At 34.1% G+C, this 14,697-nt stretch carries 13 protein-coding genes; all 13 read right to left on the bottom strand.

Annotated elements, in window-relative coordinates; translation table 11 throughout:
- Nucleotides 1-7 precede the first annotated feature (7 nt).
- Entirely contained in the window at nt 8-589 is a 582-nt protein-coding gene (locus ACSVC9_RS04205) for an electron transport complex protein RnfA (protein ID WP_446899107.1), read from the bottom strand.
- Nucleotides 589-1,239, bottom strand: coding sequence for an electron transport complex subunit RsxE (rsxE, locus tag ACSVC9_RS04200; protein ID WP_446899106.1), 651 nt, complete (start codon nt 1,237-1,239; stop codon nt 589-591). The genes ACSVC9_RS04205 and rsxE overlap by 1 nt, the downstream gene beginning before the upstream one ends.
- Nucleotide 1,240: 1 nt before the next feature.
- Nucleotides 1,241-1,798: an RnfABCDGE type electron transport complex subunit G gene (locus tag ACSVC9_RS04195; RefSeq protein WP_446899105.1), complete on the bottom strand. Its 558-nt coding sequence runs from the start codon at nt 1,796-1,798 to the stop codon at nt 1,241-1,243.
- A 4-nt stretch (nt 1,799-1,802) separates the two neighbouring features.
- A complete protein-coding gene (locus ACSVC9_RS04190) occupies nt 1,803-2,801 on the bottom strand; it encodes an RnfABCDGE type electron transport complex subunit D (RefSeq protein ID WP_446899104.1) in 999 nt (332 codons plus the stop codon).
- Between the two features lie 20 nt (nt 2,802-2,821).
- Nucleotides 2,822-4,144 carry an electron transport complex subunit RsxC gene (rsxC, locus tag ACSVC9_RS04185; RefSeq protein WP_446899796.1) on the bottom strand — a complete coding sequence of 441 codons (1,323 nt, stop codon included), beginning with the start codon at nt 4,142-4,144 and terminating at the stop codon, nt 2,822-2,824.
- Nucleotides 4,145-4,305: 161 nt separating this feature from the next.
- Nucleotides 4,306-4,719 (bottom strand): SoxR reducing system RseC family protein, encoded by a 414-nt coding sequence (locus tag ACSVC9_RS04180; RefSeq protein ID WP_446899103.1) that lies wholly within the window; start codon nt 4,717-4,719, stop codon nt 4,306-4,308.
- Between the two features lie 732 nt (nt 4,720-5,451).
- Nucleotides 5,452-6,846 carry a GntP family permease gene (locus ACSVC9_RS04175; protein ID WP_446899102.1) on the bottom strand — a complete coding sequence of 465 codons (1,395 nt, stop codon included), beginning with the start codon at nt 6,844-6,846 and terminating at the stop codon, nt 5,452-5,454.
- Between the two features lie 75 nt (nt 6,847-6,921).
- Complete coding sequence (locus ACSVC9_RS04170) at nt 6,922-7,770, bottom strand: 3-hydroxybutyryl-CoA dehydrogenase (RefSeq protein ID WP_446899101.1); 849 nt, start codon at nt 7,768-7,770, stop codon at nt 6,922-6,924.
- 99 nt (nt 7,771-7,869) lie between these two features.
- Nucleotides 7,870-8,871, bottom strand: a complete 1,002-nt coding sequence (locus tag ACSVC9_RS04165; RefSeq protein ID WP_446899100.1) for an electron transfer flavoprotein subunit alpha/FixB family protein — start codon at nt 8,869-8,871, stop codon at nt 7,870-7,872.
- A gap of 19 nt (nt 8,872-8,890) precedes the next feature.
- Nucleotides 8,891-9,670, bottom strand: a complete 780-nt coding sequence (locus tag ACSVC9_RS04160; protein ID WP_446899099.1) for an electron transfer flavoprotein subunit beta — start codon at nt 9,668-9,670, stop codon at nt 8,891-8,893.
- 13 nt (nt 9,671-9,683) lie between these two features.
- The gene (locus ACSVC9_RS04155) at nt 9,684-10,823 is read right to left on the bottom strand and encodes an acyl-CoA dehydrogenase (protein ID WP_446899098.1); all 1,140 of its coding nucleotides are present in this window, start codon (nt 10,821-10,823) and stop codon (nt 9,684-9,686) included.
- A 166-nt stretch (nt 10,824-10,989) separates the two neighbouring features.
- Complete coding sequence (locus ACSVC9_RS04150; protein ID WP_446899097.1) at nt 10,990-12,540, bottom strand: acyl CoA:acetate/3-ketoacid CoA transferase; 1,551 nt, start codon at nt 12,538-12,540, stop codon at nt 10,990-10,992.
- 231 nt (nt 12,541-12,771) lie between these two features.
- Nucleotides 12,772-14,505, bottom strand: coding sequence for a sigma 54-interacting transcriptional regulator (locus ACSVC9_RS04145; protein WP_446899096.1), 1,734 nt, complete (start codon nt 14,503-14,505; stop codon nt 12,772-12,774).
- Nucleotides 14,506-14,697: the final 192 nt, after the last annotated feature.

The following is a 14,697-nucleotide window of genomic DNA, read 5'->3' as shown; positions in this document are numbered from 1 at the left end:
AGAGTTATCATGATACTGCTATCATGCCTGAGAAACCAAGGAAAGCTAACGCCAACATTCCAGCCAGAATAAAGGCAATTCCAAGTCCTTCAAGAGGTTTAGGAACATCCGCCAATCTCAATTTTTCTCTTAAACTTGCCATAAGTATTATAGCAAGGGCAAAACCCATACCTCCACCGATGGCATTTACTATACTCATTAAGAACGAATAGTTTGAATCTACATTTAAAAGAGGTACTGAAAGCACAATACAATTTGTCGCAATCAACAGCAAATAAATTCCCCACATATTGTACAATGCTGGTGCCTGCTTCTTTATTATCATTTCAAGAAGCTGTACAAAACTTGCAATCAGAAGTACAAATACAACTGTTGTCAAAAATGTCAAATGGAAAGGCATAAGTACAAAATGATATATAATCCATGCAAATATTGAACTAAGTGTCAAAACTGAAGTAACAGCCATTCCCATACCAATGGAAGCATTTAGATTTTTTGAAACTCCAAAGAAGATACAGAGTCCCAGAAATCTCGTTAAAACGAAATTGTTTATAAGTACTGAACTTATAAATAGCGTAAGATATGCCATTACATTTCACCTCTACTCATCTTTAACTTTTCCTGATGCTGATTATGAACTTTAACTATTGCAACAAGATATCCTATAAGTATAAAACCGCCAGGCGGTAAAATCATAATAAGTGCAGGATTATACCAAGCTCCTAATACTTTTAATCCAAATATAGAACCCATACCAAATAATTCACGTATTACTCCAATTATAACAAGTGCAAAACAAAATCCAGTTCCCATGCCAAGTCCATCAAGGAAAGATGGAACTACCGAATTCTTTGAAGCAAATACTTCTGCACGTGCAAGTATTATTGCAAATACAACAACCAGTGCTAGATATATACCAAGTTTTTTATATAAAAGCGGTGCAAATGCTTGAAGTACAAGCTCCACCATTGTAACTATGGTTGCTATAGAAGTTATATAAACCGGTACACGAACTTTTTTATTTACAAAATTTCTTATTATAGAAACAACCGTATTATTGGCAGTTATAACAAACATTACGGAAAGCCCCATTGTAAGTGCAGTAGCTGCTTCGCCTGTTACTGCAAGTGCTGGACAGAGGCTGAGTGCAAGTACAAAGATAGGGTTTTCCATAACTATTCCTTTTTCAAATATACCCCATAATTCTCTGCCTGTATATTTTTTAACACTATCTTTCATATTATTTACCTCCTGCATATTTAGTAACTTCAACTACAGCTTCTTTAACTCCCTTTGTAACAGCCCTAGAAGTTATAGTTGCTCCCGTCATAGCCTGGATATCATCTTTATCCGACTTATCCTTGGTAACCGTAAGATTTTTAGCTGCTTTCCCTTTAAATTGTCCTCTAAACGATGGTTCAGATGCATTTGCACCAAGTCCAGGTGTTTCATTATGGGATACTATACTAAAATCTATTACCTTACCATCAGGAGTAACGGCTACCAATAAATTTATAGCTCCACCATACCCTTTACTTGATGATGGAATTACATAGGCAATCGTCTTGCTTCCTTTAACAGCAGAATACCATTCCTTCTTTCCACTTATAGGCTTAAAGTTATCTGCATCTTTAACCAATTCCTTCATGGAATCATTTTTAATCTGTACCTGCTTCTTTGCAGCAACTGGAGCAGTAAAGTAATAAGTACATGCAATTACAGCCCCGGATATAAAACAGGCTCCTGCCAAATTTTTGGCAATATTAAAAATGGAATATTTATCTTTTTCCTTTGCCATAAAATTACCTCCTTACCTCTGCACCAAATTTAGTTGGCTGAATTATACGGTCAATCAATGGTGTAGCAGCATTCATTAAAAGTATAGAATAACAAACTCCTTCTGGATAACCACCTTTTAATCTTATAAGCGTAGTTATAAGCCCTGCACCAATTGCAAAAATAATTTGGCCTTTTACAGTTATAGGTACTGTAACCATATCTGTCGCCATAAAAAATGCCCCTATTATAAGTCCTCCAGCCATCATGTGAAATAATGGATCACCTGTAAATGCACCACTAGGTCCAAATATCCAGGTCAATATTCCTACAGTCGCAATCATAGTTACTGGAATTTGCCAATTTATATAATGTTTATATATAAGATATATTCCTCCTAAAATAAGTAATATGGTAGAAGTTTCACCTATACTTCCATTTCTATTTCCTATGAATAAAGCTTTATAAAGATTTCCAGCGCCACCAAAAGTTTCTATTAATTTAGAGTAACCTTCCATTTTCAGTATTCCAAGTGGAGTAGCCGAAGATACAACGTCTACACTGGTTGTCATTTTACTCCACAGTGTCATAGCTGCAGGCCATGAAGCCATAAGAGCAGCTCTTCCTACGTGAGCCGGATTGAATATATTATATCCAAGTCCACCCATTGAATGTTTTGCTATTACTATTGCAATAAATGAACCTATTGCTATCATATATGGTGGAAGTGTAGGTGGCACACACATAGCAAGTAGAAGTCCAGTTAAAAATGCACTTCCATCTTTTATGCTTATTGGTTTATGTCTTACCTTTTCTACAAACACTTCTGATATAAGTGCTGCAATTATACTTACTACGATTATTTTTAATGCAGGTACTCCAAAATTATAAATTGAAAATATCGCTGCTGGGGCAAGTGCCACATTTACACTCCACATTATTTTTGGTATAGATTCTTCACATCTTACATGCGGTGATGTTGAAACAGTAAAAACTTCTTTTTTAACTAATTCTGTCTCTGCCATTTTTTACAACCTCTCTTCCATCATTTTGCAGCCTTAGCCTCAGCTGCATTTTTAGCCTTAGAATATTTAATATATTGAACAATATTCCTTTTGGCTGGACAAGTATATACACAACTTCCACATTCAACACAATCCAAAAGATTGTAATCTTCTTTAGCTTCCTTATATAAATCGTTTTGACCAAGTATACTCAACATACTAGGATTCAATCCCATTGGACAAGCCTCTATACATCGTCCACATCTAATGCAAGGAGACTCTGTACCATAGTTAATATCACTTTTAGTCAATGCAAGTATACCTGAAGTTCCTTTAATTACAGGTATGTCCAAATTTGACTGCGCAGCTCCCATCATAGGTCCGCCCATTATCAGTTTTGCAGGCTCCTCTGAAAAGCCCCCACAAAGCTCAATAACATCTCTAAATGTTGTACCTATTCTAAGCAAAAGATTTTTTGGTTCTTTTATAGCTCCACCAGTTACAGTCGTTATTCTCTGAATTAAAGGAATTCCCCTTTCAACGGCATCACTTATAGCTATAACTGTTCCTACATTTTGAACTACTACTCCCACATCTACAGGAAGTCCACCAGATGGAACCTCTCTACCTGTCAGAACTTTTATAAGCATCTTTTCAGCTCCCTGTGGATACTTAGTAGGAAGACCTACCACTTGAACATCAGTGCCCTCAAATGCCTTCTTCATGCTTTCTATTGCATCAGGCTTATTATCTTCTATTCCAATGTAACATTTCTGTGGCTTTAAAATTTTCATTACTATTTTTATTCCACTTACTATTTTGTCATCATATTCAAGCATTGCCCTATGATCTGCAGTTAAATATGGTTCACATTCAGCTGCGTTTAAAATAAATACATCTACAGTTTTATCCTTTGGTGGAGATAATTTTACATGAGTTGGAAATGTAGCACCTCCCATTCCAACAATACCGTTTTCCTTTATAATGTCCATAATTTCACTTTCACTTAAATCTTCGAATTTACGTAGTACAGGGATTCCCTCTACCCATTCATCTTTTCCGTCATTTTTAATTACTATTGCCTGACACATTCCAAAGCCAGGATGTGGATACATTCCTACATCTACTACTTCTCCCGAAACGGAGGCATGTATATTGCTTGATACAAATCCACCACTTTCAGCAATTAGTTGTCCTTTTTTTACTAAGTCCCCTTTTTTTACAACGGGAGATGCTGGAGCTCCAATATGCTGTCTGACGGGTATGAACACCTTATCAGGAATAGGTGCCATTTCAATAGATTTATTTGCTGTATATTCTTTACTTCCATTTGGATGTACCCCGCCTTTAAAACTTTTTATCACCATATAACACCTCTTTCAATATATTTTGTTACAGGCAAAACCTGTAACAAAATATTAATTATTTTTATATTTTTGTTATAGAAATATAGTATTATCACTATCTCTAAAATAAGATATTTTTATAAGCATAATCCATAGTTAAATAGTTCTAATCTATCTAATTATAGTATACTTTTGATAACTGGTTTTATGGAATCATTTTTACCTGCAGATTTGTCAAAAATTTTTACATATAAAAGTGACAAAACAAATAGTATAACTGCACCCCCTATTTGAAATAACTTTAAATTCCCACCAACTTTTCCAGATATCCATGTTCCAATAAGAGCTCCGAAAAAAATACCTATAAGCGGCAATATATATACAACAAAAGCAGCTTTTAACATATTTGTTTCTTCTATTTCAAATGTAACATGTTGTCCAGGTTTAGCTCCAACAGGATTTCTTGCATTAACTATGGAAGCAGCAGAACCAGGGCATGCTCCGCAGTTTTCACAGTCACTATGATTGCTAGTCCTAACTTTAGCAATATCATCTTTAACTTCAATTACAACTCCTGAAGATTCATTTTTCATTTATTTCACCTCCATAAATCAGTCATTGCTTTAATATTTCAAACATAATACTACATTGTCAATTTAATTATATCACAAATCAATGAATTGTCATTCTGTATTATTATTTTTTTTTATCCTGTATTAATAATTTTTTTGATAAAATATTCTCATATCTATTGTTAACTTAATTTTAATTTTTATTTCTAAAGAATGTATATATAATTCCTTTAATTTTAAGTGCTTATTTATTTTTGAGAGTACTAACATAAAACACAAAAAATCTAATACTAGCTTATACTGTAGATACTGTTATTTTTTACACATAAAAATTTCTACTAAATATATTAATATGCAAGTTAATTTTAAAAATGAATAATTTTTTAAAATTATGAATAATTTGTATATTAATATTATGATAACGTATATATAAGCTGGCAAATGTTTGTATGCCAACGTTTACAATATATAAATAATTATCTGTATTATACTATTTTATTTATCTGTTATAATACTTTCTAAATTTTCCACTTTATTTTTATTCAAGAACTTATGGGAAATTGTCAAATGCTTATCAATAGCTATATGTATGTTGTTAAAAATTTATATATATACTATACCATATTTCCATTTTAAAAAGAATATATCATATATAACGACAGAATTATAGTCTAAGATAATTTTTAAATTCACAAAATTATCTTAGACTAATTTTTATAAATATTAACTTATTCTATTATTTTTTCATACGGTCTATACAAAATGGAATATACTTTGTAAAAATATCATTACGAAACAAGTTCCTGCTTTAAGCAATGTTACAGCAAACATATCTTTATAAGATTGTTTATGAGTCAAACCTGCAATTCCAAGAAGTGTAATAACTGCACCATTATGAGGCAAAGTATCCATACCACCTGAAGCCATGGAAGCTACTCTGTGAAGTAGTTCTGGTGGTATACCACTTTCCTGTGCCCATTCTAGATATCTCTTTCCAAACATATCAAGTGCTATACTCATACCTCCTGAAGCCGAACCCGTAACTCCTGCAAGAACATTTACACTAACTGCCTCTGACAAAAGTGGACTTCCATTAGGATTTATGTTTATCAATGCATTAGCTATAACCTTAAATCCTGGCAATGTCTTTATAACATTTCCAAAACCTACTTCTGATGCTGTGTTCATAACAGCCAACAGAGAACCGATAGCTCCAGCATTTATAGCTTTTGGAATATTCCTTTTCATATTTGAAGGATTAATTACCAACGCAATAATAATTCCAATTATCAATCCGATTATAAGTGCCCAGTTATTCATAGTACCTACCAATCCATCTTTAGCAATACCATAAGGTTTCTGAGTTACCCATGATACGATATCCCAATTTGGGAAAACTGCTTTTTGTAAAATTAATGTTACTACCAATACTGCTATCAATGGAATAAGTGATAACACCATAGAAGGTAAATGTGCCTCATCACTAACTTCAGGTTCGTTGATATGATTTATACCATATCCTTCTCCTGCGTTCATGGCACAACGTTTACGCCATTCCAGATAGAATAATCCACCAATCAACATTATTGCTGATCCAATTGTACCAAACACTGGTGCTGAATATAAGTCAGTGTTAAAAAATTTCATAGGTATAGTATTTTGAATTTGCGGCGTACCTGGAAGTGAATCCATGGTAAATGAAAACGCCCCTAAAGCAATAGTAGCTGGAACAAGTCTCTTTGGAATATCTGCTTCCTTAAAAATAGAAGCTGCAAAAGGATATACCGCAAAAGCCACTACAAACAGACTTACTCCTCCATAAGTTAAAATAGCTGCTGACAAGACTACAGAAAATATTGCCTTGTCCTTTCCGAGTTTTTCTACAATACTTTTAGCAATGGACCTAGCAGCACCAGATTCCTCCATTGCTTTACCAAATACAGCTCCCAATAAGAAAAATGGGAAATATGTCTTTACATAATTACCTAAATTAGGCAAAAATATTTCTGTATAAGTTGGTAAAAGTGCCATTCCTGAAAGTAATGCTCCAACTAAAGCAAAGACAGGTGCAAAGAAAATAACTGAAAACCCTTTATAAGCCATAAATATTAGTAATCCTAACGCTAGTATGATTCCTATGACTCCCATTGACAACACCTCCATCAATACATTAAATAAACTATGTTATTTATTATATTTCTTATTTTAATTATTTTTTATAAATTATTTTGAATAATCAAAGATTCCTTTTTTAGTTTTCCTACCCAGCCATCCTGCTCTTACATATTTTCTAAGCAATGGATGAGCTCTGTATTTTGAATCTCCTGTTTCCCTGTATAATACATCCATAATTGCAAGACATATATCCAGACCGATAAGATCACCTAAAGCCAATGGTCCCATTGGATGGTTAGCTCCAAGTTTCATAGCCTTATCAATATCTTCTGCTGAAGCTATTCCCTCAGCATAAATTCCTATTGCTTCATTTATCATTGGTATTAATATTCTATTTACAACAAATCCTGGGGCTTCTGCCACTTCTACTGGATCCTTTCCTATTGAAACTGCAAGTTCTTTTATTGTATCAAAAGTTTCTTGAGAAGTAGCCATACCTCTTATTACCTCAACTAGCTTCATAACAGGTGCTGGATTAAAGAAATGCATTCCTATAACCCTATCCTGTCTGCCTGTAGCAGATGCTATTTCGGTTATTGACAATGATGAAGTATTAGAAGTAAGAATTGTTTCTGGCTTACATACTTTATCAAGCTCTCCAAATATCTGTCTCTTGATATTCATATTTTCAACTGCTGCCTCTACTACTACATCACAATCAGCTGCCTTGTTGAGGTCAACTGTTCCACTTATCCTAGCAAGTACTGCATCAGCATCTGCCTGCGATATTTTTCCCTTTGATACCCTCTTATCAAATCCTTTTTTTATTCCTGAAATTCCTCTTTCAACAAATTCATCTTTTATATCTCTTATTATTACTTCACAACCTTTGGCTGCAAAAGCCTGAGCTATTCCAGATCCCATTGTACCTGCCCCAAGAACACATATTTTTTTCATAATTATTTTCCTCCCTATAAGTTAAATATCTTAATTTTAAAAATCAAGTCTACATATTGTGAAGAAATAACATATATTCTAAATAAATTATATCAACTATTAATCTAGAGCTTTAATCTGAGTTACGAGCTCCGGTATAACTTTGTGGTAGTCACCTACAATAGCAAGATCTGCTATCTTCATTATTGAAGCATCTTCGTCCTTGTTTATAGCCACTATGTAGCCACTGTCCTGCATACCTGCTAGATGCTGCAATGCTCCTGATATTCCAACTGCTATATAAAGTGTAGGCCTTACTGTCTTACCAGTCTGTCCAACCTGATATGCCTTGTCTATCCATCCATTATCAACTGCAGCACGAGAACCTCCTACAGTTCCACCAAGTACATCTGCCAGTTCCTTTAAAGCTTCAAAACCTTCCTTGCTTCCAAGTCCTCTTCCTCCGGATACGATTACCTTTGCTTCTCCAATATCTACTGTATCTTTTGCAAGTTTTATTACTTCCTGTACATCTATCTTGATGTCTCCTTTAGTAATATTTGCATTTAACTTTTCTATGCTGCCTGCCTTTACTTCACCCTTTTTGAGCTTTTCAAAAACTCCAGGCCTTACTGTTGACATCTGTGGTCTGTGATCGCCGCATACTATTGTTGCCATCAGGTTTCCACCAAATGCAGGTCTTGTCATCATTAAGTTGTTTGTCTCTGGATCTATATCAAGTCCTGTACAATCTGCTGTAAGTCCTGTAACAAGCTTAGCTGCAAGTCTTGGTCCCAAATCTCTTCCAATGAAGCTTGCTCCGATCAACACTACTTCTGGTTTTCTCTCTTCTATAAGTTCTGATATTACTTTTGTATATCCATCTGTAGTATAGTGCTTTAAAAGTGGACTGTCCGCATACAATACTTTGTCTGCTCCGTATGCAGTTAATTCCTTTGCTATATCATCTATATCACTTCCGAGAAGCACAGCAGTTAAATCTACCTTCAGTTTATCTGCCAACTCTCTTGCTTTTCCTAATAATTCCAGGGCTACCTTCTGTAGTTCCCCATCTCTTTGTTCAGCAAATACCCATACGCCTTTGTAATCTGCTAAATTCATTCTAAATCCCTCCTATATTTTAAATAACATGTTTTTCTTTTAATTTTGAAATTGCATATGTTACTGCTTCTTTTACTGGTTTATTGACAATCTCTCCTGCTGCTCTAGCTTCTTTTGTAGCAGATCTCTTTACCTTTGTAGGAGAACCTTTTAGTCCAAGACGTTCTTTGTCAACTTCCAGATCATTAGCACTCCATACTTTTACTTCCTTTTTAAAAGTTTCAAATATGTTTTTCATGTGCATATATCTTGGATCATTTAATTCTTTTATAGCAGTTAGTAATACTGGCGTATTAACCTTTATTGTTTCATATCCATCTTCCCATGCTTTTCTAACTGTCAATCCATTTCCTTCCACATCAACTTTTTCTACATATGTTATCTGTGGTATTCCAAGAAATTCTGCTATTTCAGGTCCAACCTGTGCAGTATCTCCATCTATTGCCTGTCTTCCTGCAAATATTATATCATAGTCCAGTTTCTTAAGTGCTCCTGAAAGTGCATAAGCTGTAGCGCAAGTATCTGCTCCTGCAAATGCCCTGTCGGATATAAGTATTGCTTCATCGGCTCCCATTGCCAGTGATTCTCTAAGTGCAGCTTCTGCCTGTGGAGGTCCCATACTTACAACTGTAACCTTTCCACCTATTTTATCTCTTATTGCTATTGATTCCTCAAGTGCATTCTTATCATCTGGATTTATTATTGATGGAACACCTTCTCTTATCAATGTTCCTGTTTTTGGGTCTATCTTAACTTCATTTGTATCTGGTACCTGTTTTAAACAAACTACTATATTCATTTATGTGTTCCTCCTATCTAAATAAACTTCCTGATATAACCATCTTCTGTACTTGTGATGTTCCTTCGTAAATCTCGGTTATCTTTGCATCTCTCATCATTCTCTCTACTGGATAATCCTTTGTATATCCATATCCACCGAAAAGCTGAACAACTTTAGTTGTAGTTTCCATTGCAACATTAGCTGCCACAAGTTTTGCCCTTGCTGCATCTATTGTATACGGCGTATGGTTGTCCTTATCTAAAGCTGCTTTATATACCAAGAATCTTGCTGACTCTATTTTTGCATCCAAATCTGCAACTGCCCATCCCAGTCCCTGGAATTTATTGAGTGATCTTCCAAACTGTTTTCTTTCTTTCATATATTCAATGGCCTCATTCAATGCACCTTCTGCTATTCCAAGAGCCTGTGCTGCTATTCCAATTCTTCCTCCGTCAAGAGTTTTCATTGCTATTCCAAAACCCTTTCCTTCTCTTCCTACTAAATTTTCTTTTGGAACTATGCAATCCTCAAATATAAGCTCTGTAGTTGATGAAGCTCTTATTCCCATTTTATTTTCAACTTTTCCTATTGAAAAACCTGGCATTCCCTTCTCAAGTATAAATGCCGATATTCCTTTTACTCCTTTGCTTCTATCAGTCATTGCAAATACAACAAATACGTCTGCAACTCCTCCATTTGTAATAAATATTTTCTGTCCATTCAATACATAGTGATCACCATCTAAAATAGCCAAGCTCTGCTGACCAGATGCGTCTGTACCTGCATTTGGTTCTGTAAGCCCGAATGCTCCAAGCTTTTCACCTTTTGCAAGTGGTATGAGATATTTCTGTTTCTGCTCTTCTGTACCAAATTGCTCAATTAACGAAGCGCAAAGTGAAGTGTGGGCTGAAATTATAACTCCCGTTGTAGCACAAGCCTTGGAAAGCTCCTCTACTGCAAGTATATATGAAAGGGTGTCTCCACCTGATCCACCATACTCAACTGGAAATGGTATACCCATCATCCCGTACTTAGCCATCTTCTCTACTGTCTCTTTAGGAAACCTTTCGGTTTCGTCTATTTCTGCAGCTAGAGGTTTAACTTCATTTTCTGTAAATTCTCTTACCATTTGTTTTACAAACTCTTGCTCTCTTGTTAATGTAAAATCCATTTATTTTACCTCCCACATCAATAAGTTTAAATTACTCATTTCTTAATTTTTATTTATGTTATATTTATTTAATAGACAACTAAGTGCCAATAAGGCATTACTTAGTTGTATATTTTCACATTATGTCACACAATCGTCCTTTTCCCCGGGAAGTGATTAATTATTTTCAAATTTTTATTCCTACTAATCCCTCTTTAAATATGTTTTCATCCATTGTTTTCAAATCTGGAGATACTCTAGGTTTAAAGTCCATATGTGCCAATATATCCTTTTCCAAATCTATTCCAGGTGCAATTTCAACCAAAACCAGTCCATTTTCATCCAATTTAAATACTGCTCTTTCAGTTATATACAATACTTCCTGTCCAATCTCTCTAGCATATTTTCCACTAAAAGTTACTTGTTCCACAGTATCTAAGAATTTATTGAATTTTCCTTCTTTTTCTATGTTAAGCTTTCCATCTCCTACTTTTACCTTCAGTCCACCTGCTTTAAAAGTACCACAGAATACAACTTTTTTAGAAGTTTGTGTTATATTTATAAATCCTCCACAGCCTGCTATTTTAGGTCCAAATTTACTTACATTTATATTTCCATTTTTATCGCACTGTGCCAATCCCAAGAATGCAACATCAAGTCCACCACCATCATAGAAGTCAAATTGGCTTGCCTGATCAAGTATGCACTGTGGATTAGTTGCTGCTCCAAAACTCTGTCCTCCTGCAGGTACTCCACCAATTCCACCAGATTCTATAGTCAAAGTCATTTCATCGCCAATACCTTCCTCATTGGCAACTACAGCTATTCCTTCTGGTATACCAATTCCAAGATTAGTTACTGTATTAGGTACAAGTTCCATGGCTGCTCTTCTAGCTATAACCTTTCTTTCATTCAAAGGCATGGATGCTACAGAATTAGTTAAGAATCTAGCTTCACCTGTATAAGATGGATTATAATACTCTCCAAATGTCTGCATACGATTTTTAGGATCAGCTACTACTATAGCATCTACATATATTCCAGGAATTCTAACTTTCATTGGATCCAATGATCCCTCAGCTACCACATGATCAACCTGAACAATTACTATTCCGCCAGAATTTTTAGCTGCTTGAGCCATAGCAGTAGCGTCCAGTATAGTAGCTTCTTTCTCTAGAGTTGCATTTCCAAATTCATCAGCATAGGATGCTTTTAAAATTGTAACATCAATAGGAAAAGGTTTATAGCGAAGATACTCTTTTCCTCCTATGTTTACTAATTCTACTATATCCTCTTTTGTAACTTCATTGAGCTTGCCGCCTTCGATTCTAGGGTCTATAAACGTTTGCAGTCCCACATGGGTTATAGTACCTGGCCTCTTTGCTGCGATATCTCTATATAACTGTGATACTACTCCCTGTGGTATATTATAAGCTTGTATTTTATTATCAAGAGCCAATTTTTGAACCTTAGGTTCTAATGCCCAGTGTCCAGCTATTACCTTACTTAATAGTCCTTCATGTCCTAGATGATTCAATCCTCTGCTATCGGTATCTCCCTGTCCTGCAGCATTCATCAATACTAAATCTCTAGGTGAACCGCTTTTTAAATATTTTTCTTCTATTCCAGATATAATGTCTTCTGGGAACGCACACCCTACAAATCCCCCTACTGCAACCGTGTCACCATCTTTTATCAATCCAATTGCCTTTTCCTTAGACATCACTTTTGATTTCATATTGAATCCTCCTTCATTTAATAAATTAATTTTGAGCTGCAGTAATTATTTACAGCAATTAGTATGCCAAAAATGGAATGGCTTTATGCGAACGTTTAAAAAAGTCATAAAATGTAAATGTGTATATTATGTTTACATTTATTTTTTATACCCGCGTAATGTCTATAATTAATCAGGCATAAAAAAATGTATATTTTTCTTACATGTATATTTTTATTACACGAATATAGCTTAGTTTTTCAGCTTATACTCTTCTATCTTTTTATACAATCCGACTCTACTTATACCAAGTATATTCGCGGTTTTATTTTTATTCCAGTTATTTTTATTAAGGCAATCCAAAATAACTTGTTTTTCTACCTCCGATACTATACTTTTTAAATGTTTACTATTGCTATCATGCATCAGATATTTTTTCAGGCTTCCTTTTATGATTCTTTCTGGAAGATGTTCCAATTTTATAATCAGGTCTGAATCGAGAAGATCAATGGCTCTTTCTATAACATTTTCAAGTTCCCTTACATTACCAGGCCAATCATACTTCATAAAACATTCAATAGCCTCTTTAGATATGCCCTCCACATATCTTCCCAACTTGTTAGCTATTTTGATTCTCAAGTTATCGGCTAATGCAGGTATATCTTCTTTTCTTTCTCTCAAAGGTGGTAGAACTATTCTCATAACATTAAGTCTATAATAAAGGTCTTCTCTAAATTCCCCTTTTTTTACACAATCTTCGAGGTTTCTATTTGTAGCTGCAATAATCCTTACATTAATTTTTTCAACCTTATTGCCTCCTACTCTCTCAATTTCCCTGTCCTGAATTACTTTGAGTAATTTAACTTGCATATACATAGGCATGTCACCTATTTCGTCCAAAAATATGGTACCGCCATTAGCTAGTTCAAATTTTCCCTTTTTACCATTCTTTTTTGCTCCAGTAAAAGCCCCTTCTTCATATCCAAATAATTCAGATTCAAATAATTCAGAAGGAATAGCTGCACAATTTATTTCCACAAAAGGTTCTAAATATCTTTCACTAGCATTATGAATACCATGTGCAAAAAGTTCTTTACCAGTACCGCTTTCTCCGGTTATAAGTACATTTGAATCGGTTTTTGCTACTTTCAACGCAAGAGACTTTGATAGCTGTATTTTAGTGGAATTACCTATAATATTTTCAATTGAACATTTTGCTTTTCTTTCTTTTCTATCATCATCCTCATATGGCTCAATTTTATATGATTCAATTTTTTTTTCTATATTATTTAGCTTTTTACTCAAGGTATAGAAATCTCCAATATCCTTAAATATTACTTTTCCTACGGCTCCTACAATCTTTCCACTTTCTTTAATGGGAACACGTGCAGCAATCATCTTGTTTTCATTTATTTTTTGAATATCTCCTATACTTACATTACCACTTTTTATAACTTCACACAGCTTAGTATTCTCTATTACATCCTTTACATTTTTTCCCTCAGGTTCTGTAATACAACCTAAAAATTCTTTATAGGCCTCACTCATCATAGTTATAATACCTTTCTCATCAACTACAACTATGTATTCATTGAGAGTATTCATAATAGTATTTAATATATTTATATATATTTCATCATCCTTCAATTTCTGCTGGATTTTTTTATTATTTGTTACATCTTGAAAAATTGCCACTGCCCCATAAATTTTTTTTTCAGCGACTATAGCAATTCTATTAGTTATAAATTCATGGTTATTATTAAAAAATCTTCTATTCAGTTCATTTCTACCGGTCTTTAATACCCTGTCTAATTTTATTTCAGGAATAACAGCTTCTATACTCTTTCCTATATTCTTTTTGAGATCAGTTTGTAGCAATTCTTCTGCATTAGTATTAGTCACAATAAGCTTTCCCGTTTCATCTATTACCACTATAGCCTCATTTATATTTTCAGCTACCACCCCAAAAACATTTTTTAAAAACATATATCTCACTCCCCTTAAATCTATTTGCTTTAACTATTTAATTTTTTATATGGTATATTTTTATATTAAAATTTAAGTTACTTTTAAAACATTTATTAGCTACATCCATTAAACGGTTCAATTGAGACTGAGGTATTTTATTAAATTTACTGAGGTATTTTATTAAATTTAATGTTTTATAATATTATACAC

Source organism: Clostridium sp. LBM24168 (assembly GCF_052953915.1).
This window is presented reverse-complemented; position numbering and strand designations above follow the sequence as displayed.

Bases quoted from the DNA above. Each gene is read 5' to 3' on its own strand.
- ACSVC9_RS04155 (WP_446899098.1), bottom strand. From the start codon at position 10,823: ATGGATTTTACATTAACAAGAGAGCAAGAGTTTGTAAAACAAATGGTA.
- rsxE (WP_446899106.1), bottom strand. From the start codon at position 1,239: ATGAAAGATAGTGTTAAAAAATATACAGGCAGAGAATTATGGGGTATA.
- ACSVC9_RS04170 (WP_446899101.1), bottom strand. From the start codon at position 7,770: ATGAAAAAAATATGTGTTCTTGGGGCAGGTACAATGGGATCTGGAATA.
- ACSVC9_RS04160 (WP_446899099.1), bottom strand. From the start codon at position 9,670: ATGAATATAGTAGTTTGTTTAAAACAGGTACCAGATACAAATGAAGTT.
- ACSVC9_RS04195 (WP_446899105.1), bottom strand. From the start codon at position 1,798: ATGGCAAAGGAAAAAGATAAATATTCCATTTTTAATATTGCCAAAAAT.
- ACSVC9_RS04165 (WP_446899100.1), bottom strand. From the start codon at position 8,871: ATGAATTTAGCAGATTACAAAGGCGTATGGGTATTTGCTGAACAAAGA.
- ACSVC9_RS04190 (WP_446899104.1), bottom strand. From the start codon at position 2,801: ATGGCAGAGACAGAATTAGTTAAAAAAGAAGTTTTTACTGTTTCAACA.
- ACSVC9_RS04205 (WP_446899107.1), bottom strand. From the start codon at position 589: ATGGCATATCTTACGCTATTTATAAGTTCAGTACTTATAAACAATTTC.
- ACSVC9_RS04175 (WP_446899102.1), bottom strand. From the start codon at position 6,846: ATGGGAGTCATAGGAATCATACTAGCGTTAGGATTACTAATATTTATG.
- ACSVC9_RS04180 (WP_446899103.1), bottom strand. From the start codon at position 4,719: ATGAAAAATGAATCTTCAGGAGTTGTAATTGAAGTTAAAGATGATATT.
- ACSVC9_RS04150 (WP_446899097.1), bottom strand. From the start codon at position 12,540: ATGAAATCAAAAGTGATGTCTAAGGAAAAGGCAATTGGATTGATAAAA.
- ACSVC9_RS04145 (WP_446899096.1), bottom strand. From the start codon at position 14,505: ATGTTTTTAAAAAATGTTTTTGGGGTGGTAGCTGAAAATATAAATGAG.